The sequence below is a fragment of the Bradyrhizobium manausense genome (genome assembly GCF_018130615.1).
GTDB classification, from domain to species: Bacteria; Pseudomonadota; Alphaproteobacteria; order Rhizobiales; family Xanthobacteraceae; genus Bradyrhizobium; species Bradyrhizobium manausense_A.
In genome coordinates this window covers 1-20,048 of record NZ_JAFCKB010000023.1, presented here as the reverse complement: position 1 = coordinate 20,048, position 20,048 = coordinate 1, and the positions used below count along the sequence as shown (strand labels likewise).

General features: G+C 64.2%; 19 protein-coding genes and 1 tRNA gene. 10 read left to right on the top strand and 10 right to left on the bottom strand.

All coding sequences use genetic code 11. The annotated features are described in order from the left end of the window. Positions 1-30 precede the first annotated feature (30 nt). The 3 genes from JQ587_RS31055 to JQ587_RS31045 are packed head-to-tail and all read left to right on the top strand — an operon-like array spanning position 31 to position 1,517. Positions 31-459: a DoxX family protein gene (locus JQ587_RS31055; protein WP_212303516.1), complete on the top strand. Its 429-nt coding sequence runs from the start codon at positions 31-33 to the stop codon at positions 457-459. 19 nt (positions 460-478) lie between these two features. Next, positions 479-940 carry a DsrE family protein gene (locus JQ587_RS31050; protein ID WP_212303517.1) on the top strand — a complete coding sequence of 154 codons (462 nt, stop codon included), beginning with the start codon at positions 479-481 and terminating at the stop codon, positions 938-940. Further along, positions 933-1,517, top strand: a complete 585-nt coding sequence (locus JQ587_RS31045; protein WP_212427875.1) for a TlpA family protein disulfide reductase — start codon at positions 933-935, stop codon at positions 1,515-1,517. The genes JQ587_RS31050 and JQ587_RS31045 overlap by 8 nt, the downstream gene beginning before the upstream one ends. Positions 1,518-1,522: 5 nt before the next feature. Here JQ587_RS31045 and JQ587_RS31040 read toward each other — a convergent pair whose 3' ends face one another. Continuing rightward, complete coding sequence (locus tag JQ587_RS31040; RefSeq protein WP_212427936.1) at positions 1,523-2,662, bottom strand: amidohydrolase/deacetylase family metallohydrolase; 1,140 nt, start codon at positions 2,660-2,662, stop codon at positions 1,523-1,525. Positions 2,663-2,857: 195 nt separating this feature from the next. On the opposite strand from JQ587_RS31040, the gene JQ587_RS31035 reads away from it, so the two are divergent. Next, positions 2,858-4,249 carry an NAD-dependent succinate-semialdehyde dehydrogenase gene (locus JQ587_RS31035; protein WP_212427874.1) on the top strand — a complete coding sequence of 464 codons (1,392 nt, stop codon included), beginning with the start codon at positions 2,858-2,860 and terminating at the stop codon, positions 4,247-4,249. 49 nt (positions 4,250-4,298) lie between these two features. On the opposite strand, the gene JQ587_RS31030 is transcribed toward JQ587_RS31035, so the two are convergent. From JQ587_RS31030 to JQ587_RS31010, 5 genes are all read right to left on the bottom strand, one after another. Further along, on the bottom strand, positions 4,299-6,305 hold the full coding sequence (locus JQ587_RS31030; RefSeq protein ID WP_212427873.1) for an SPFH domain-containing protein: 2,007 nt from the start codon (positions 6,303-6,305) through the stop codon (positions 4,299-4,301). Positions 6,306-6,504: 199 nt separating this feature from the next. Then, a tRNA-Arg gene (locus JQ587_RS31025) sits at positions 6,505-6,581 on the bottom strand. 92 nt (positions 6,582-6,673) lie between these two features. Then, the gene (locus JQ587_RS31020) at positions 6,674-7,312 is read right to left on the bottom strand and encodes an RraA family protein (RefSeq protein WP_212427872.1); all 639 of its coding nucleotides are present in this window, start codon (positions 7,310-7,312) and stop codon (positions 6,674-6,676) included. A 24-nt stretch (positions 7,313-7,336) separates the two neighbouring features. Then, positions 7,337-8,851 (bottom strand): AMP-binding protein, encoded by a 1,515-nt coding sequence (locus JQ587_RS31015; protein ID WP_212427871.1) that lies wholly within the window; start codon positions 8,849-8,851, stop codon positions 7,337-7,339. A 111-nt stretch (positions 8,852-8,962) separates the two neighbouring features. Next, positions 8,963-9,982, bottom strand: a complete 1,020-nt coding sequence (locus tag JQ587_RS31010; protein WP_212427870.1) for an alpha/beta hydrolase — start codon at positions 9,980-9,982, stop codon at positions 8,963-8,965. A 209-nt stretch (positions 9,983-10,191) separates the two neighbouring features. Between JQ587_RS31010 and JQ587_RS31005 the strand changes: the two genes are divergently transcribed. Then, positions 10,192-10,806 (top strand): hypothetical protein, encoded by a 615-nt coding sequence (locus JQ587_RS31005; RefSeq protein ID WP_212303524.1) that lies wholly within the window; start codon positions 10,192-10,194, stop codon positions 10,804-10,806. 90 nt (positions 10,807-10,896) lie between these two features. On the opposite strand, the gene JQ587_RS31000 is transcribed toward JQ587_RS31005, so the two are convergent. Then, a complete protein-coding gene (locus JQ587_RS31000) occupies positions 10,897-11,112 on the bottom strand; it encodes a hypothetical protein (protein WP_212303525.1) in 216 nt (71 codons plus the stop codon). 26 nt (positions 11,113-11,138) lie between these two features. Then, entirely contained in the window at positions 11,139-12,146 is a 1,008-nt protein-coding gene (locus tag JQ587_RS30995; protein ID WP_212427869.1) for a 2-dehydropantoate 2-reductase, read from the bottom strand. A 179-nt stretch (positions 12,147-12,325) separates the two neighbouring features. Between JQ587_RS30995 and JQ587_RS30990 the strand changes: the two genes are divergently transcribed. Both JQ587_RS30990 and JQ587_RS30985 read left to right on the top strand, forming a co-directional pair. Beyond that, positions 12,326-12,898, top strand: coding sequence for a YidB family protein (locus JQ587_RS30990; protein WP_212427868.1), 573 nt, complete (start codon positions 12,326-12,328; stop codon positions 12,896-12,898). A 42-nt stretch (positions 12,899-12,940) separates the two neighbouring features. Next, positions 12,941-13,213 carry a GlsB/YeaQ/YmgE family stress response membrane protein gene (locus JQ587_RS30985; protein WP_212303528.1) on the top strand — a complete coding sequence of 91 codons (273 nt, stop codon included), beginning with the start codon at positions 12,941-12,943 and terminating at the stop codon, positions 13,211-13,213. Between the two features lie 54 nt (positions 13,214-13,267). On the opposite strand, the gene JQ587_RS30980 is transcribed toward JQ587_RS30985, so the two are convergent. Next, entirely contained in the window at positions 13,268-14,053 is a 786-nt protein-coding gene (locus JQ587_RS30980; RefSeq protein WP_212427867.1) for an SDR family NAD(P)-dependent oxidoreductase, read from the bottom strand. A gap of 247 nt (positions 14,054-14,300) precedes the next feature. Here JQ587_RS30980 and JQ587_RS30975 point away from each other — a divergent pair, with 247 nt between their 5' ends. The 3 genes from JQ587_RS30975 (at position 14,301) to JQ587_RS30965 (ending at position 17,545) form a co-directional block, all read left to right on the top strand. Further along, the gene (locus JQ587_RS30975; RefSeq protein WP_212427866.1) at positions 14,301-15,365 is read left to right on the top strand and encodes an acyl-CoA dehydrogenase family protein; all 1,065 of its coding nucleotides are present in this window, start codon (positions 14,301-14,303) and stop codon (positions 15,363-15,365) included. Positions 15,366-15,381: 16 nt separating this feature from the next. Beyond that, positions 15,382-16,542: an acyl-CoA dehydrogenase family protein gene (locus JQ587_RS30970; protein WP_212427865.1), complete on the top strand. Its 1,161-nt coding sequence runs from the start codon at positions 15,382-15,384 to the stop codon at positions 16,540-16,542. A 184-nt stretch (positions 16,543-16,726) separates the two neighbouring features. Beyond that, positions 16,727-17,545: an enoyl-CoA hydratase/isomerase family protein gene (locus JQ587_RS30965; RefSeq protein WP_212427864.1), complete on the top strand. Its 819-nt coding sequence runs from the start codon at positions 16,727-16,729 to the stop codon at positions 17,543-17,545. Positions 17,546-17,745: 200 nt separating this feature from the next. Here JQ587_RS30965 and JQ587_RS30960 read toward each other — a convergent pair whose 3' ends face one another. Beyond that, positions 17,746-19,860, bottom strand: coding sequence for an acetate--CoA ligase family protein (locus tag JQ587_RS30960; RefSeq protein ID WP_212427863.1), 2,115 nt, complete (start codon positions 19,858-19,860; stop codon positions 17,746-17,748). Positions 19,861-20,048 lie beyond the last annotated feature (188 nt).

The following is a 20,048-nucleotide window of genomic DNA, read 5'->3' as shown; positions in this document are numbered from 1 at the left end:
GTGGCAACCCTCACATTTTGGAGAACCACCATGTCGACCACCACCTTCGAAACCGCCGCACCCGGCCGCACCCTTCGGATCGGCCTCTGGACCGCGCAGTTCCTCATCGCCTTTGCCTTCATCGGGGCGGGGCTGGTCAAGCTCACCACACCCATTCCCCAGCTTGCCGCGATGATGCCGTGGGCCGGGCAGTATTCCGAAACCTTCGTTCGCTCCATCGCGCTGATCGATCTCGCCGGCGGAATCGGCATTCTCCTGCCCGCCCTGACGCGGATCCTGCCGCGGCTGACCGTGCTGGCCGCGTTGGGCTGCTCCGTGCTGCAGGTGCTTGCGCTCGCTTTCCACCTCTCGCGCGGCGAGGCCGAGGTGACGCCGCTGAACGTGGTCCTGCTGGCTCTCAGCCTGTTCGTGCTGTGGGGGCGCAATAGCAAGGCGCCGATCGCGCCGCGTCAGCTCTGACCCGCGGAATGCCGCGGCCATGATCTCTGGCAACGGATGGTCCCGCAGAGGCCTGCTTGCCGGCACCGCGATCCTCACGGCCGGCGGCGCAGCCGCCGCCAAGGAGGATCGCCTCGCTGACGGCGTCGTGATCCTGATCGACAGCAACGAGCCTTATGTGATGGGACACGCCATCAGCTATTCGGCCAACCTGGCAAGACACTTTGCCGACAAGGGCGCGCGGTTGCTGATCGAGGTCGTCGCCAACGGCAAGGGCATCGACGTCTTCCGCGCGGACAAAACGCCGCTGATCGAGCCGCTTGCGACGCTGCGTCACTCGCTGCCCAACCTCACCTACAGCATGTGCGCGTCGTCGAAGGCGATCGCAGAAGCCAAGGAGCAGGTCTCGATCCCGCTGGTCTCAGGCGCGAGCCTCGTGCCGTTCGGCATCGGACGCGTCGTCGATCTGCAACTCAAGGGCTGGGCCTATATTCATGCGTGAGAGGTCTCGTGCGTTGTCGCGGCGATCGTTCCTGATGGCCGCGCCGGCACTTCTAGCCTCGACGCGCGCGATCTGTGCGCTAGATGGCTGGCCGCCGGTGTTCGAAGCCGGCCGCAGCCAGTTCACGGTGGTGCGTCCACAGGCGCCGATGCCGCAGCTCAGGCTTCAGGACCCGAACGGCCGGGATGCCGTCGTGACGCCGAAGCCGGGCCGCATCACATTGGTGAACTTCTGGGCCACCTGGTGTCCGGCCTGCCGGCTCGATCTGCCCACGCTGGCGCGCCTTGCTGGATCGCGGTCCGACCGGCTCGACATCGTCGCGATCTGCACGGACACCAAGGATCTGCGCAAGGTTCGCGCGTTTCTGGGCAGCCTCACCGTGAAGGACCTCGCCTGCTATGTCGATGCCTATGGGGCAGCCGCGCAAGCATCGACCGAGATGTTCCCAATCATCGGCATGCCCATCACCTATCTCGTCGGAACGAGCAGTCGCGTCGAAGGCTACATCGCCGGTGCGCCCGACTGGCTCTCACCCGCAGGCGCGCGGCTGCTGCAATTCTATCGCGAGCAGGCTTGATCCGCTCAGTTCGGATGCCACCAGCGGCCACCGATGACGACGCCCTCCGACACGATCTTCTTGTCACCGATGAGGTGCTCGCCGACAACGTCCTCGTAGTCGAACTGGCCTTGCTTGACGGAGATCAGCGTGGCGTCGCCGACGCTGCCCGGCTTGAGGCTGCCGAGCTCGGGACGCCGCAGTGCCATCGCGGAATTCTCCGTCGACGCCGCGATCACGTTCGACAGCGACATGCCCATGCAAAGGAATTTCGACATGGTCGTCACCTGGTCGAATGCCGGGCCGTCGATGCAGAGCTGATGGATGTCCGACGAGATGGTGTCCGGATAGAAGCCGTTGGCGAGCATCGCACGCGCGGTCTTGAATGCGAACGAGCCCTTGCCGTGGCCGATATCGAACAGCACGCCGCGCTCGCGCGCGTCCAGCACCGCCTTCTTCACCGTGCCCTGTGCGGTCGCCGGCGTGTTCGGGAAGGGACGGAACGCATGGGTCAGCACGTCGCCGGGGCGAAGGCGGGCCAGCACCTCCTCATAGCTCGGCGGCGGATGGTCGATATGCGCCATCAGGGGCATGCCGACTTCGTCGGCAACCTGAAGCGCGATGTCGAGCGGAACGGTCCCCGACGTACCCGAGGAGTGCAGGCCGACGCGCACCTTGATGCCGACGATGAGATCGCGGTTGGCATCGGCGACCTTGGCCGCATCGATCGGATTCATCAGCCGCAACTCCTCGCTCTCGCCGACCATGATCCGGTGCGAGAAGCCGAAGATGCCGGCGTGCGAGACGTGCAAATACGCGAGGATGCGGACCTGGCTCGGCTCGATCACGTGCTTGCGGAAGCCCGCGAAATTGCCGGGCCCGGCGCTTCCGGTATCGACCGAGGTGGTGACGCCGGAGGTGCGGCAGAACTCCTCGGCATCGATGCCGAGCGAGGTGCCGCCCCAATAGACATGGGTGTGAAGATCGATCAGCCCCGGGGTCACGATGAGCTGCGAGACGTCGCGAACCTCAGTCGCCGGATCCGCCTTCAATCCATTGCCCACCGCCGCCACCTTGCCACCAGCAAAGCCGACATCCGTGACGGCATCAAGCTTTTGGGACGGGTCAACCACACGGCCGCCGCGCAAGATCAGGTCGAAGGGCATCATTGTCTCCGGATGTCGCGGTCACATGCAGGCGGGATCAATCGTTCGGACAGGCAGGCATCCCCCTGCACATCGATAATCACGACATGATTCATGTCAATGTCCGAGCCGGGCCCAACCATATGATCCGATCGACCGGAAAGCCGGCAGTGATCTGGCCTTCCAACAACATGCTCGCTCCAAAGGAATGCTGACATGAGCTACGCCACCGTCAATCCATATACTGGCGAGACTCTGAGGACCTTTCCAAACGCAAGTGACGCCGAGGTCAGCACGGCCATCGACAGGGCCGACGCAGCCTTTCGCGCCTGGCGCGAGGTACCGGTCTCGGCACGTACGGCGATTCTGCAGAAAGCGGCCGACATTCTACGGCGGGACAGCGATGCCTATGCGAGATTGCTGACGCTCGAAATGGGCAAGCTCTATGCCGAGGCCAAGGCCGAAGTCGAACTTTGCGCGCGCATCTTCGAATACTACGTTCTCAACGCTGAACATCTGCTGCGGCCGGAGAAGCTGCCGGTGGCAGACCCGGCAGAGGGTGAGGCGATGATCGTTCACGACCCGCTCGGCGTGATCCTCGCCATTGAACCGTGGAACTTTCCTTACTACCAGATCGCGCGCATCATCGCGCCGCAACTGTCTGCCGGAAACACCATCCTGCTGAAACACGCCTCGAACGTACCGCAAAGCGCGGCAGCCTTCGAACGCATCATGCGTGAGGCCGGCCTGCCGGAAGGATGCTTCACCAAGCTCTACGCCACCCGTTCGCAGGTCGAGATGATCATCAACGATCCCAGGGTCCATGGCGTCGCGCTCACCGGCTCCGAGGATGCCGGCGCGATCGTCGCCGCGCAGGCCGGCAAGGCACTGAAGAAATCGACGATGGAGCTTGGCGGCGCCGACGCGTTCGTCGTCCTGGCCGATGCAGACCTCGAAAAGACCGTCAAATGGGCGGTCTTCGGCCGGCACTGGAACGGCGGCCAGGTCTGCGTTTCCTCCAAGCGGATGATCATCGTCGACGAAGTATACGACGAATTCCTGGCCCGCTATCGCAAGGGCGTTGCCGCTCTCAAAGCGGGCGACCCATTCGATCCCGACACCACGCTGGCGCCGCTCTCGTCACAACACGCTGCCGACGAGATCCGGGACAGGATCCAGCAGGCCGTGAAGCAGGGTGCGAAAGCCGAGGAGATCGGCCCGTCGGTGCCCAACCAGGGCGCATTCGTTCAGCCCACGATTCTCACCGAGGTCAGCGAGGACAACCCAGCCCGCTATTGGGAGTTCTTCGGCCCGGTCTCCATGCTGTTCCGCGCCAAGAACGAGGCGGACGCGGTGCGCATCGCAAACGATTCCCCGTTCGGCCTTGGCGGGTCGGTGTTCACGTCGGACACTAAACACGGCGCGGAAGTCGCGCGAAAAATCTCGACCGGCATGGTGTTCGTCAATCACCCGACCAAGGTGGAAGCGGACCTGCCGTTCGGCGGCATCAAGCGATCGGGCTATGGCCGTGAACTCCTCGGGCTCGGACTCAAGGAATTCGTCAACCACAAGCTGATCGACGTGGTCGATATCGACGCCCGCTTCTGATCGGGAATGGGGGCTGGCCGTGTCCGCCCGCCCCCATTCGCGCGCGTGATCAATGCCCGTTGGACTTGCGGTCCGCCCGAGGCGCCTCTTCTTTCAGACGCTCCAGCGCATCGGGCATCATGCGGCCGAACATCGAGCTCAGCATCGCAGTCGGGATCAGACCCGCATTGTTGCTCTCCGCGCCTTGCGCGCCCGACATCAGGAATTGCGGCACCAAGGGCTGATTGATCCTGGTCAGTGCATCCGCGAACTTCGCAAAGTTCTGCTCGGCCAGCCTGAACTCGGGGCCGCCATAGGCGTCGACCGAGAGTTTGGTCGACTGGGCATTGGCGGTGCCGACCGCAAGCACGCGATCAGCTTCGCCCTGTCCCTCGAGCCGCGATTGCTCGCCGACGGCGGCGGCCGTCACTTTCCTGGTCTCCGCATCCTTCTGCGCGCGGGCCAGCGCCGCCGCGCCTTCGTTTTCGTTCACCTTGATCTGGATGAGCGACTGCGTCAGCGCCGATTGCGCCGCCGCCGTCGCCTTGGCCTCGTTCAGCGCACGCTCCTGAACGGCGGCTTTCTCCTGCTCCTGGTAGGTCTCGATCTGCTCACGCGCGATCTGGCGCGAGCGGAGCTGGATCAAGATATTCTCGATCGTGTGGTCGCCGCTTGCTGCGCGCGGCGTGCCGATCAGGACCTCCTGGAGGTCGAGCGAATAGCTCTCGAACTTCGCCTTCATCTGGGCAGCCGATTCCTCCTGGACCTGTGCCCGGTTCTGCAGCAGCTCGATCAGGGTCATCTTCTGCGCGATGTTCTTGAAGAACGCGCTGACCATGGGGTCGAGCGTCTGCTCGACGAGCTTCTTCACGTCGCCGAAACGCTGGATGATCATCGGCGCCTTCTTGTAGTCGATATGCATCACCACCGAGAGCGGCAGCGTCGGCTCGAACGCATCGCGGGTGATCAGCGAGATCTCCGAGAGGTTTTCGTCGAGCTTCATCGCGCCGACCTCGCCACGCACCCATTTCAGGATGAAGTTGACGGTCGGGATGATCTCGATCTTGCCGGCATAGGTGTTGAACGCGTATTTGCCAGGCAGCAGCGGATCCTTCCAGACACCGCGGCCGCCGTTCACGACCAGCTCGCCGTGGCGATATTGCTCACCCGAGACGTCGTCGCTGTGCGGTCCGGTGTAGAAGATGACGACGCCGACATTGCCGACCGGGATCACGGTCTTCGGCACCGCCTCGACGGTCGCAAACAGGCGGTTGATGTACCAGGTGCCCTCGACGATGATCTGGAGCTGCCGGCCGCGATAGCCGCCGGCGCCTAAGAATTTCTCGGGCTCCTGGAAATTGTTGTGAAAGATCTCGGCATCGCGCAGATCGGTGCCGACTTCCGGCGCGATGATCTCGCCTGGCGGCAGCGACGGGCCGTCATGCACGGTGACAACGCCGACCAGATCATGATCGGCTGCGAGCACGACGGGCGTGAACCCCCAGCGTTCGGAGATCGTGAGCTGCATGGCGTCGAGCACACCGCGCTCCTGCTCGCTCAGGGCATGGCCGTAGACGCGATCGTCGGTGATGATCGCGAACTGCGTCGTGTTGATCGCATAGGTGCCTTCCCGCAGGATCTTGCGCTGCGGCCCCTTCTGCCCGCCGCCGAGCAAAAAACGCCGCGCGTCCTGGAAGTCCGACTTGTCGTCGCTATCATTGGCGCCAAGCACCTGCGAGGCGCCGAGCGGCGCGCCGTCGCGCGCGAAGACATAGGCGATCTTGCCCTGTCCGACCGTGACGAGATCCGATTTGTGGATCCGGTACATGAACGGAAAGAACACGTGCAGGCCGCCGCGCAGCACTTCCGGCTCGTAGCCGGCTTCGCCGTTGAGCGCGATGAAGCCTTCGTCGATCGATCCTCTCGTCGACCACAGTTTCTCGACGATGCCGACCTGGTTGTTCGGGATGTAACGAAAGATATTGGCCATCCGCAGCAGGATGACAAACGCGATCGCTGCCGCGGCCCACAGCGCCGGCTGGATCAGCCAGGCGCCGTCAAAACCATTGAGGTTCATAGTTCATCTCCACAATTCGCAACCGGGCGGCCTTGTTAACCAAGGCCACAGCCCAGAATTGCGGGAGCGGAGATGTGAATACGCCCCCTGCTCCGCAAGCACGATGGCGCGCAAAGCAGAGCCGATCTTTTTTTATTGGGGGCTTGACGTCCGATCAGGAAAGAGCAAGCGGAGGCTTCTGAAAAGCCGCATTTTGGAATGGCGATCCCGGCATGACTCGAACATGCGACCTACGGTTTAGGAAACCGCCGCTCTATCCGGCTGAGCTACGGGACCGCGGAACCCGCAAATAGGGCGGGTTGCCTGGAGCAGTACATATCAAAGCGGAGGCCGAATCGGAAGCCCTTCGCTCACCAACAAGTGGGCGATCAGGACTTGCCATAGGCCCCCTGGTAGCGGCCCTCGCGGATCGCCTTCAGCGTATCGTCCTCCCGCTTGATCTGGACGCGCACGGCCTCCAGCAACGCCGCGGCGCCGACGGCGGGAAACGACACCACGCCGTCCTCGTCGCCGACCACGATGTCGCCGGGCGAGATCACGCTGCCGCCGATCGTCACGGGCACATTGATCTCGCCGGGGCCGTTCTTGTAGGGGCCGCGATGGATCACCGCGCGGGCGAAGCAGGGAAAGTCGTCGGCGGCGAAGGCCGCGACGTCGCGAATCGCGCCGTCGATGACGTAGCCTTCCGCTTTGCGCCATTGCGCGATGTTCTTCATGATCTCGCCGACCAGCGCCCGGGTCTCGTCGCCGCCGCCATCGACCACGATGACATCGCCGGGGCCGACCAGTTCGAGCGCGCGGTGGATGGCGAGGTTGTCGCCAGGCCGGGTGCGCACTGTGAAGGCCGCGCCGATCAGCCTGCCGCTGCGATGATAGGGTTTGAGCCCGACCGCGCCCGGCAGCCGGCCGAGATTGTCTGAAATGATCGAGGTTGGGGCATTCCGGAAGCCCTCGATGATATCCGCAGGTGGCTTCGGCACGCTGTTCGCTGCGATGGTGATCGTCATGAATTTCAGTCCTTCCGTCAATTCCTACTCGGCGTGAGCCTGTACCTTCGGCACGATGCGAAACCGGCGGCCTTCCCTCATCCACGCCGCGCGCTCGTCGCGTAACAGGGTGCGGCGAACCTTGCCGGAATCGTCGCGCGGCGATGCGCTGACGAACTCAAAACTCTCCGGGTGCTTGTAGCGGCTGAGCCTGTCCTTCAAGAAGTCCGCCATGCTGTCCGCGATAGCCTGTCCATCCGCGTTCGCCTCCGGTTCGATGATGGCGTGCACGCGCTGGCCGAGCTCCGGATCGGGCAAGCCAACGACGACGCAGGAGCGCACGCCGGGACACTCCGAGACCGCAGCCTCGACTTCGGCCGGATAGATGTTGGCGCCGCCGCGCAGCACCATGTCGGCGAGGCGGTCACCGAGATAGAGATAGCCTTCGGCGTCCAACCTGCCGATATCGCCGAGCGACTCCCAGCCGTCGGCACGACGCTTCGGCTCGGCGCCGAGATAGTGATAGGTGGCGTCCTTGCCGTCATTGTTGAGGAAGTAGATCTCACCGGTCTCGCCCGGCGCGACGTCGTTGCCGTCCTCGCCGATGATGCGGAGCTTCGCGGTCTCGCCGATCTTGCCGACCGAGCCCTTGTGCGTCAGCCATTCCGTGCCGGAGATGATGCAGGCGCCCTGCCGCTCGGTGCCGCCATAGAGCTCCCAGACCCGCTCCGGCCCCAGCCAGGCGATCCAATTCTCTTTCAGCCAGGGCGGCATCGGCGCTGCCATGTGAAACACGGTCTGCAGGCTCGACAGATCGTAGGCATTGCGAACGTTGTCCGGCAGCGCCCAGATCCGGTGCATCATGGTCGGAACGAAATTGACCCATTGCACGCGCTCGCGCTCGATCTGCCGCAGCGTCTCCTCGGCGTCGAACTTGACGAGGCCGGTGAGCTTGCCGCCGCCAAACAGGGCGTAGTGCGACACGATGAACGGCGCATTGTGGTAGAGTGGACCAGGATTCAGCAGCGAGGCTCCGAAGGGCATGTTGAGCGGTGGCGCTGCGGCCGTGTCGGTGACGGCGGGATTGTGATCGAGGATCACCTTGGGACGGCCGGTCGAGCCGCCTGATGTCATGGCCTTCCAGTAGCGCGCGACCGGCGGGTCGAGCTGTTCATCGGAAAACCCTTCCGGCACGAAATCCGCCGGCAGCCGATTCGGCGCATTCCAATCGGCCTCGCCGCCGACCACCAGCGCCGGCTTGAGAATGTCGAGCACGGCTGCAGCTTCACCGCGCGGCAGCCGCCATGACAACGAGGTCGGCGTCGCGCCGCATTTCCACACCGCAAAGGTGGTCTCGAAAAACGCATTGCCGTTGGGCAATCCGATGGCGACGAAATCGCCGGGCTTGACGCCCTTCGCCGCAAAGGCGCGTGCGCGCCGGTTGGCGCCGCGCTCGAGCTGATCCCAGGTCAGCGCATTCTGCCCATGTTTGACGGCGATCGTGCCTTCGGGTTTACGTTGAGCGTACCAGCGCGGCACATCCGACAGGGGCAGTAGCATCAGGCATTTCCACTTCGTCTTCTTGGCGTCGCCCCAGGATGAGGTCTTCGCGGGACGAAGTGTAACAGCCGGGGCTGGACCTTCAAGGCGCAAGCTTTCAGGGCGCTCGCATCAGCGCTCTGCGCCGCAGCCCGGACTATCGAACAGCGCCGCGAGGCCGCATTTCGAGGTCATCATCCTGTCGCCGTCACGACCGACGCCGGCGACGTCCCACACCCTGTGACCGGGCGTGCCGTGATTGCGTCTCGCCATCGCATCGGCATAAGCGTGGCCGCGGGCGTAGCGATTGGGGCCTTGCGCCTCGCCCATGCAGCTCTTGTCCGCTGCGGGCTTGGTGTCGAGCGTGCCGAGCAGATAAATCACGTCACGCTCGACATAGCGTTGCTCCAGTGCGGCTGGTGCCGCGTCCGCGAGATAGGGCGGCCGCTGGTCCATGCCATATTTCCAATTGTTGTAGCCCGGGCAGGACGCGGCGATCTTGGGTGCGGGCCGCTCGGCGTTGAAATACGCATACGACGCGGGGTTGGCGACGACATAACGAACATCGATGTGCTGGCGCGACAGCGCCGCCTCGCCCTTGCCGGCAATGGCATAGCGCTGCGCGACCTGGCCGCCGCCGGAATGACCGGCGACCACAACCTGCTTCAGGTTCGGGAAGACGCGCCGGTCGGAGAGCTTTGCCAGGATCGCATCGAGCGCCTCGAAGGAGGAGACCGGGTTCGGCGCAAGCGCGGCATCGCCGCCCTCCCATCCCTCCGGCGTCCAGCGCAGCATCTCGGCGGGAAGCTTGTGCGCTTCGATATCGACTTCGGCCAGGAACTGCGGAACGATCATGAGCGCGCTCTTGCCGTCGTCGCCGGCTGCGACCTGCGCGGTGTGAGCCGAGATGTAATATTCGTCGGCGTTGCGCAGGCGGCCATGCAGCACGATGACGGCGCGCGAGATCGCCGGCAGCGGCATCGACCAGTCGCTGGAGAGATAGAGCGGCAGGAGTCCCTGCCCGCCGACCGAGAGCCGCGCATCGGCAACGACCTTCACCGGCTTGTTGTTGGGGGCATCGTCCTCTGCGGCGAGCGCGCGGCCGCAGATCAGCGCCAACCCGATTGCGGCCAAGCAGCTCAGCGCCCTCATGACCAATATTTCTCCTCACGTCCAAATCGATAAAACTCTAATCGCATCATGTGCCGCGCGGCTGTGACTCCGGAGCCACGTCAAGCAAAAAATGTCAGCAAATCAGTCATGAAATTCCCGAGTTCCATGGGTGACAAATTGGCGATAATGGAGCAAAAATCTGTTTCGACTCGGTTCGGGTTGAGTCTCGCAGGGAATGCTATCGTAGAATGTCGGACGTAGTTCCATCGCGTCGTGCGGCGCCGCTACTCGTTGCCGCAGCAGGATTTTTTCTGCTGACCTCGGCGCATGCCCACGCACAATGGTGGAAGCGCGCGCCGGTCGACTTCGAGGAATGCGCCGACGCGGCGGAAAAATCCGCGACCAAAGCCGAGAAAACGTCAGCCCTTGCGGACTGTAACGCAAAGTTCGCCGGCCGTCGCAAGCCGGGCGGCGGCTACACCTATTACGACTTCCTCCAGGATCGCACTTTCAATATCGCAGGTCCCAACCCGACGCCGGAAGAACAGAAGAAGATCGACGAATCCTACACCGCCTATCTCGCCGATCAGCGCCGCAGCAATGAAGCGGCCCAGGCGATGGCGCGCCAGCAGCGCGAACAGCAGGAACAGCAAGCTCAGCAGCTCCAGCAGGTCGCGCTGCGAACCGAGGTCGAGCGTGTCCCCGTTCCAGTCGAGCGGCCGAAGACCATAGGCGCGCGAGCCAAGGGCACGCCCTGCACCAAGGGCTCGTTCTCCTGCGAATGGCCGCGGCTGTCGGAAAGCCTGAACGATTTGAAGAAGCTGTTCAGCCCGACACCAAGCAAGCCGGCGAGGAAGAGCTGACCACGCCCTCCGCTGTTGTCCCGGACAAGCGTAAGCGCAGATCCGGGACGACGACTGAGAACGTGGCACCACCGGCGCACACGCACCGTGTCAGTTCGGCTGCTTCTTCTTACTATGCTTCGGTTTGAGCACCGTTGCATTTGCCGGCGCCGTTGCCGTCTGTGAATTGCCCAACGCCTTGCGGCTCTCCTGCAAGCGCGCATCATAGCCTGGGGAGTTCATGACGGTCGGCGGCCGGGCCTCAGCGAGGGTGGAGGCGCCGCAGAGTGCGGCCAGCGTGAAAGCGATCATCATGTATTTTTTCATCGCGCTCCTCCATCGACCGTCGACACTCAAGCCGCACCACGGATCTGCTGCGGCGAAAGCCCTGGTGGCCCCTTGCCGGCGATCTCCGCCTCCTTGATCAGCGCAACAATGCGGCGCATCAGCGGCACCGCCACTCCGTTTTGTTCGGCCAGAGCGATGACAGCGCCCTGGAGATAGTCGATCTCGGTCTTGCGGCCCTGCTTCAGATCTTGCCACATCGAGGAACGCGCCTCCGGATCGATCTTCATCGTGCGTCCGAGAATCGCGTTGAAGATCATATCGGGCAATCTCAGCAAGGTCGGCGTCCAGCTCATCGGGATCGGCGTTGCAGAGACCGGCGTGATGCCGGCAGCGTTCAGCGCGGCCAGGCCTTCGGCCATCTGATCGGCGAACAGCCGTCGCCAGTTGCGGTTCGCCAGCTGCGCGGCGAGCGGCATGTCGGACAGCGCACTGAGGGCGTTGTTGAGATTGATGATCAGCTTGCCCCATTGCACGCCGGTGATGTCGCGGCTCGCGCGCATGGCGAGGCCCGGCACCGAAAGCGCTGCCGCCGTATTCGCGTCGTCAGCACCGACATGAATATCGCCGGACGTGGAGCGGTGAAAACGCCCCTCGCCCATCGCGATGACGTTGAACGGCACCATGCCGGCGAGCACGCGCCGGCCGCCGAGCCGTTCATTCAGCGCAGCGACATTGCCGACACCGTTCTGCAGCGACACGATGACCGCATCCTGAGGCGCGTGTTGCGCAATCTGATCCGCGACGTCGGCCGTGTCGGCGCTCTTCACCGTGACCAGGATGATACCGGCGCTGTGGAAGATGGCGGGATCCTCCGACAGCGCGAGCCGGCCCGCATCCAGCTTCTTCTCGGAGCCGTCAAAATCCGTGAGCCGCAGGCCGAACCGCTCGATCTCGGTCTTCACCCGCGACCGCGCCAGAAGGGCGACGCGACGATCGGCGGCCGCCAGCTGGCCCCCAACAAAACAGCCGATGGCGCCCGCGCCGGCCACCACGATCGGTCGATCCGTCACCACCTGAACTGCTCCCTCAAAACCCGCTTTCGATAGCAGAGGCAAAGGACAGAGGCGAGGCCGGCGGCCCATCGCGGCCAGGGCGCATCTGCCTTGTAACCGTCATGAGAGCCCCATATGTTTTTGCCCGGGGGCTTGTCACCGGCGAGAGCTCGCCGACGAGAACGCCAAAGGAGAGCACCATGGGTCTACTCGACGTCCTCAACGGCATGCAGAACGGGCCCCGCGGCCCGAGCACGCCGAGCTCACAGCAATCCTCCGGCGGCATGTCGCCGATGACCATGGCGATCCTTGGCTTGCTCGCCTGGAAGGCATTCAAGCATCTGACGGCTGGCCAACCGGGCGCCACGCCGCAGTCCGCGCCGGCATCTGTGCCTCCGCCGGTGAATGCGGGGCCGGGCGGTGGTGGCGGCCTCGGCGATGTCCTCAAGGGCGGACTTGGCGGCCTGCTCGCGGGCGGCGCAGCGGGCAGCGTTCTGAGCGGCGGCCTCGGCGATCTCCTCAATCAGCTCCAGCAGGGCGGCCACGGCGAGACCGCGAACACCTGGGTCGGCAAGGGTCAGAACAAGCCGATCGCTCCTGGCGATCTCGCCAATGCGCTCGGCGCGGACCAGATCGAGAGCCTGTCCGCCCAGAGCGGCCTGTCGCGCGACGAACTGCTTTCCGGCCTCAGCCAGTACCTGCCGCAGGTGGTCGATCATTTGACGCCGGACGGACGGCTGCCGACCGAGAACGAAATCTCGGGACGAATTTAGTCGCAATCGAGTTGACGTGGACCAGGCAAGGGGAGCACTGACATGAGCATGGGTGGCCTGTTGTGGATCATCGTGGTCGGCTTCGTCGCCGGCCTCATCGCGCGCTGGCTTGCGCCAGGGCCGAACAATCCGTCAGGTTTCATCCTGACGACCATCCTCGGCATCGTCGGCGCATTTCTCGCGACCTTCATCGGCCAGGCCATCGGCCATTATGGTCCGGACCAGGGCGCGGGATTCATCATGGCCACGATCGGTGCCGTGGTGGTGCTGTTCATCTGGCACCGGCTGGTCGCGAGCGGCGTGATCAAGGGGTAGCCACCGTCATTCCGGGGCGCGCAAAGCGCGAACCCGGAATGACGTCGTGCAGTATCACGTAAGCAAATGCATCCCCGCATCCATGCGCACGACCTCGCCGGTCATGTTGCTGGAAGCCGGCATCGCGAGGAAGCAGACGAGTTGCGCGATATCCTCGGCGGAGGAGGCGACCTTCAGCGGCACCCTCGCCACCACGCTGTCGCGGACCTGCTTTGCCTGTGCTTCGCCGCGGCCCTTGGTGAACCAGGGCGTGTCGATATAGCCGGGGCACACCGTGTTGACGCGGATCAGCGGCGCCAGCGCGCGCGACAGCGACAGCGTCATGGTGTTGAGCGCACCCTTGCTCGCGGCATAGGCGATCGACGAGCCGACGCCGCTGATGCCAGCGACGGATGAGACGTTGACCACGGCCGATGGACGCCCCGAAGCCTTCGCACCGGCTTCGAGCAGGCCGCGCGCCGCACGCACCATCTGGAACGGTCCAATAGTGTTGACACCGTAGACACGCTGAAAATCTTCCGCCGATAATCCGTCGAGATCGGCATGGGCGACATGCTTGGTGGTGCCGGCATTGTTGACGAGGATGTCGAGCTTGCTCCAGTTGCTCGCGACCGCCACGATTCTACGGCAATCCTCGTCCTTCGAGACGTCGCCCTGCACGACCAGCACTTCCCCCGCGCCGGCCTCGCGGCAGAGCTGTGCCGTGGCCTCTGCTTCCTTCTGACTCGACGAATAGTTGATGACGAGCCGCGCCCCATTCCGAGCGAGAATCTCCGCGGTCGCAGCACCGAGGCCGGATGCGGACCCCGTCACGATTGCGCACAAAGTGTCCTTGGCCATCCGGATTTCCTTCCCCTTGATTGAATGCAGGCTCTTGGAGCCGGCCCTGTTTAGCGAGTTTGCTGCGCCCTGCAAATCGAGCAAACTCCGCTAAGCGGATTTAGCTTGCCGCCCATGCCCGCGCCGCAGGTTGACCTGCGATCAACGCTTGTCAGGGCCATGGCTTTTTCAGATCATCGGGCGCAAGAAAGAGACCGCGCGCCGCCCATGGGACCGGACGCGCCAATGGAAAAACACGGGGAACGCTGTGGTGGAGAGTGACAACATCGTCGTCGAGACCGCGGAGAAGATTTTCGCCGACCTCGCCGATCCGCAAACCATCAACAACGACAAGAAGAATTCGTGGCAGGCGCCGCTGTGGCAGGCGCTGAGCGAAGCCGGTCTGCCGCTGTCCTGGGTGCCTGACGATCTCGGCGGCTCCGGCGCGAGCCTGGCCGACGGTTTTGCCTTGCTGAACGCCGCCGGCCGCTTCGCTGTCGCGGTTCCCCTCGCCGAGACCATGCTCGCAGGCTGGCTGCTCGCTCAGGCCAGGATCGCCTCGCCCGAAGGCGAGATGACGGTGGTACCGGCCTCTCCCAAGGATCGCATCACGATTGACGGCGACGGCGCGCTCTCTGGCCGCGCCCGCGGCGTGCCCTTTGCCAAGGCAGCGAAGCACTTTGCGGTGCTGGCGCATGGCAAGGACGGCGTCTCGATCGCGCTGGTCGATGCGAGCAAGGTGCGAACCGAACCCGGCCTCAATGTCGGCTACGACCACAGCGACACCGTGACGCTGGACAAGGTCCAGCCCGTCACCGTCAAGCCCGCGCCGAAGGGCGTTGACCAGACCACGCTGATGCTGATGGGCGGCGTTGCGCGCAGCCTTCAGATTGCGGGCGCGCTGGAATCCATGCTCGACATTTCCGTGCGCTATTCCAACGAGCGCGTGGCCTTCGAGAAGAAGATCTCGAAATTCCAGGCCGTGCAGCACAATCTCGCCCGCCTTGCCGGCGAATCCGCCGCCGCGCTTGCGGCCGCGACATCGGCGGCCGACGCCATCGCGAATGCAAAATCCTTCGGCGACGAGGTCTATCTCGAAGCCGCGTCCGCAAAGATTCGCTGCGCGGAAGCTGCAGAGAAAGGCGGCGGCATCGCGCACCAGGTTCACGGCGCCATCGGCTTCACCATTGAGCACATCCTGCATCGCTATTCGCTGCGGGCGCTCGCCTGGCGCGACGATTTTGGCTCGGAGAGCTACTGGGCCGTCGAGCTCGGCAAGCTCGTCGCCGTCAGGGGCGCCGATGAATTGTGGCCGCTCGTGGCGTCGCGCTGATCAGGGAACGAAACACATGACCGCAGCCCTCCGTTTCGATCCGATCCGCCTGCCCGAGAAATGCGAGCAATTGCGCAAGGAAGTGCGCGCCTTCCTCGCCGAGGAAATCGCGGGCGGCACCTTCGATCCGCACAAACCCAACCGCGAAGACACCGACGTGCCGGAATTTTCCCGCAAGGTCGGCGCCAGGGGTTGGTTGGGCATGACCTGGCCAAAGAAATATGGCGGTCAGGAGCGTTCCTTCCTCGAGCGCTACGTGGTGACCGAGGAGATGCGCGTCGCGAATGCGCCGACCCGGCGCTTCTTCGTCGCCGATCGCCAGAGCGGGCCGGTGCTGCTGAAATACGCGCCCGAGCACATCAAGATGGACATCCTGCCGCGCATCTGTCGCGGCGAGATCTGCTTTGCCATCGGCATGAGCGAGCCGAACTCGGGTTCGGACCTGTTCGCGGCGAAGACACGCGCGACCAAGACCGATGGCGGCTATCTCATCAACGGAACGAAAATCTGGACCTCGTCGGCGCATATCGCCGACTACATGATCGCAATCTTCCGGACCTCGCCACCGACCAAGGAAAACCGCCGCCACGGGCTGACGCAGTTTCTGGTCAAGATGAAGCAGCCCGGCATCAAGGTGAATCCGATCGGGCAGATCACCGGCCAATACGAGTTCAACGAGGTCGTGTTCACCGACCATTTCATTCCGGACGATCACGTGCTCGGCGAGGTCGACGGCGCCTGGAAGCAGGCGACGAGCGAGCTCGCCTATGAACGCTCGGGTCCCGAGCGCTTCCTCGAAACCTATTACGTGCTGACCGAGCTGGTCCGCGCGGTTGGTCCCAACCCGGACACGCGCAGCGCCGAAGGCATCGGCCGCCTTGTTGCACAGCTCCACACCATGCGGCGCATGTCGGTTTCGGTTGCGGGCATGCTGCAGGCCGGCAAGGAGCCGGTGGTGGAAGCGTCCATCGTCAAGGACATCGGCACGGTGTGGGAGCAGCAGCTTCCGCACCGGGTGCGCGATCTCGCCGCCTTCGTCGAGGAGACCGCGACCAACCGCGAGACGCTGGAGCGACAGCTCGACTTCGCCATCAAGACCGCGCCGAAACTCACCATCCAGGGCGGCACCACCGAAGTGCTGCGCGGCATCATCGCGCGCGGGCTTGGACTCCGCTAGATGGGATCGCAATCCTGGCGTCGCGCTCCGTTTCTTCTCCCATGGGGAGAGGTCGGCGCGTAGCGCCGGGTGAGGGGTTAGGATCTCACGATAGAGCTGATCCCCTCGCCAGGATTCGCCGGCGCAAATCGACCTCTACCCATGGGAGAGGTGGTTCTTCGCTACTGAGATACTGGAGACAAGAATGAGCACTTATAGCGATATCGGCGTCGAGAAGGTCGGACATGTCGGCACCATCGAGATCCGCCGCCCGCCGCTGAACTTCTTCGACATCTCGCTCATCAACCAGATCGCGGATGCGCTCGACGAGTTCGACCGCGACATCGAGATCCGTGCTTCCGTTCTCTCGGCCCAGGGCAAGGCGTTCTGCGCCGGCGCCAATTTCCAGGACCCGGCGCGGCAGGCGCAGGAGGCGCAAGAGGCGCAGAACAAGGCAAAGGGCGATCCGGCCGACAGCCTCGGCCCGATCAACCATCTCTACATCCAGGCCGTGCGCATCTTCCGTGCCAAGAAGCCGATCGTGGCCGCCGTGCAGGGTGCCGCCATCGGAGGCGGCCTCGGACTTGCCGTGTCGGCGGATTTCCGCGTCACCTGCCCCGAAGCGCGCTTCTCCGCAAACTTCACCAAGCTCGGCTTTCACCCCGGCTTCGGCCTGACGACGACGCTGCCCGAGCTGATCGGCAAGAACAACGCCGAACTGATGTTCTACACCAGCCGCCGCGTCACAGGCGAAGAGGCCTATAAGTGGGGCCTCGCCAACGAGCTGGTGCCGCAGGATCAGGTGAAATCTGCCGCAATGAAGCTCGCTGGCGAAATCGCCGAATGCTCGCCGCTCGGCCTCCTCTCCACCCGCGCCACGATGCGCGCCGGCCTCGCCGACCGCGTCATGGCCGCGACCAATCACGAGCTCGCCGAACAGACCCGCCTGCGTGCGACGGAGGATTTCAAGGAAGGCGTGAAAGCCACGGAAGAGCGGCGCGCGGCGAATTTTAGGGGGCGGTGATCGCGGCTGCGTCTCGCCGTGTCACTCTAGTGCTTCCACAAACTCCCGCGTCGTCCCGGCGAAGGCCGGGACCCATACCCTCAGGGAGAAGTTGTAGCGCGCAGCCGGTCGCCACGAGCCTTCGCCAAATCACTCCCTGTAGTTATGGGTCCCGGATCTGCGCTGCGCTTGTCCGGGACGACGGCAGTGGTTGTGGCGGCTTACTTCCTTCCCACCACCAGCGCGTCGACGATCGTCACGCCCTGTCCCTCCTGATGCACCAGCACCGGATTGAGCTCGATCTCCGCGATCTCACTTGCATGCCGCGCAGCGAGCACTGAGACATCCGCGATCAACTGCGCCAGCGCCACGACATCTGCCTTCGCTGCTCCGCGAAACCCGTTCAGCAGCGGTGCAGCCTTCAGGCCCGCCAGCATCGCGCCGGCCTCCTCCGCACTCACCGGCGCCGGGCGATAGGCGACATCGCGAAACAGCTCCGTGGTGACGCCGCCAAGTCCCACCATCACCATCGGGCCGAACGTCTTGTCCGTCATCGTACCGATGATGATCTCGACGCCGCGCCCCGCCATGGGACCGACGAGCACGCCCTGAATCGTCGCCTCCGGCCGGTGCTTGCGCGCATTGTTCAACAATGCCTCGAACGCCAAGAACACCTCGCCCTTGGTGTTGATGTTGACCCGCACGCCGCCGACTTCGCTCTTGTGCGCGATATCGGGCGACTGGATCTTCATCACAAGCGGGAAGCCGACGCGGCCAACCGCGGCGTCCAGCTCGCTCTTGTCCTTCACCAGCATTTCGTCCGGCAGCACAATTCCAGCGGCGCGGAGCAGTGCCTTGCTGTCGGCTTCAGACAAGACCGGCGAGATCAGGTGCGCGGAGAGATCGCGCGCCGGCGGCCGTGCGTCGTCCGCGGGCTTCGGCAGACTGAACTTCGCGTAGTCGACGATCTGCCGCAACGCGACCCCGGCATGCGTGAGGCCCGAGAGCACCACAACGCCGGACTTCGCCAGGTCGTGCCGGGCGAAATCCGACGGCACCGTGTAGGAATAGAACAGCACCGGCTTCTTCTGCGCTGCCAGCACCGGCTTCAGCTCGGCTTCCTTGAAGGGCCTGCGCACCTCACTCGACAGCGACAGCAGGACCAGGACCGCATCGACCTCGTCGGAGGCCGTCAACAGATCGACGCTTTTTTGCAAACCGCCCGATGTGACGCCTTGCGCCGTGACATCGATCGGATTGCGCGCGGTGCCGTACGATGGCATCAGCTCTTTGATATCCGTCTGGATGGCGTCCGAAAGCTCCGGTACCCGCAAGCCCTGCAGCGCCACCGTATCTGCCCCCAAGATGCCGGCGCCCCCCGAGACGGTCACGACCGCAACACGATCACCTTTCGGCAGCGGATTGCTCACCAGCACCGCCGCGATTGTCAGCGCCTCGTCGAGATCGTTGGAGACGATGAAGCCATATTTCGCGAACACCGCGTCATAGGCCGCCGACCAGCCGGCCATGCTCGCCGTGTGCGAGGCGGCTGCACGCTCGCCGGCGCCGGAGCGGCCGACTTTGGTCACGACGACCGGCTTCTTCAACTCGGCAGCGCGCCGCGCGGCGGCAAGAAACTGATCGACGTCGCGGATGCCTTCGATGAACAGCAGGACCACATCCGTCGAGGCGTCCTGGATCATATAGTCCAGGAACTCGCCGGCACCGAGATCGGATTCATTGCCGGCGCTGACGACATAGCTGACAGCGACGCCCAACGCTCTGGCACGATGATAATAGGCAAAGCCGATGCCGCCACTCTGCGCGACGATGCCGATCCGCTTTGTCGTTGCCACCAGCGGCACCACGCCCGGCTTGACATCGACCGCGGGACTAAACGTCGCCGCCACCCGCTGCGCCTGGCTGAAAAATCCCTCGGCGTTCGGCCCCGAAATCCGCATGCCGGTGCGCTTCGCCAGCGCCGCGATTGCATCCTGCATCGCCGCGCTGTCGCCGCCTTCTTCGGCAAAGCCGGAGGAGATGATCACGGCGTTCTTGACCTCAGCGGCGGCGCATTGCTCGAGCGCAGACAGCACAGCGCGGGCCGGGATGATGATGACGGCGAGATCGACCGGCGCGCCGATCTCCGCGACCGACTTGTAGCAGGCGAGGCCATCGATATCGGCACAGTTCGGGTTCACCGGATAGATCCTTCCGGGATACTCGTTCCTGCGCAGCATCGCGAGCAGGCGGCCCGGAATCTTCTCGTGGTCGCGGGAAGCGCCGATCAGCGCGATGCTTGCCGGTGCGAAGAAGCTATCGAGCGGATGTGGCATGTGCGGATTCCAGTCGTCAATCTGGCGCTATCCTCGTCATGGCCGGGCTTGTCCCGGCCATCCACGTCTTGCTTCTCAACGATCGCCTATTACGTGGATGCCCGGGCTTGTCCCACGGCTGTCCGGTTTAAATTTATTGGACGAAGCGCATGGCGTTGATTCTACTCGATCCTGGACGTCTGCAAGCG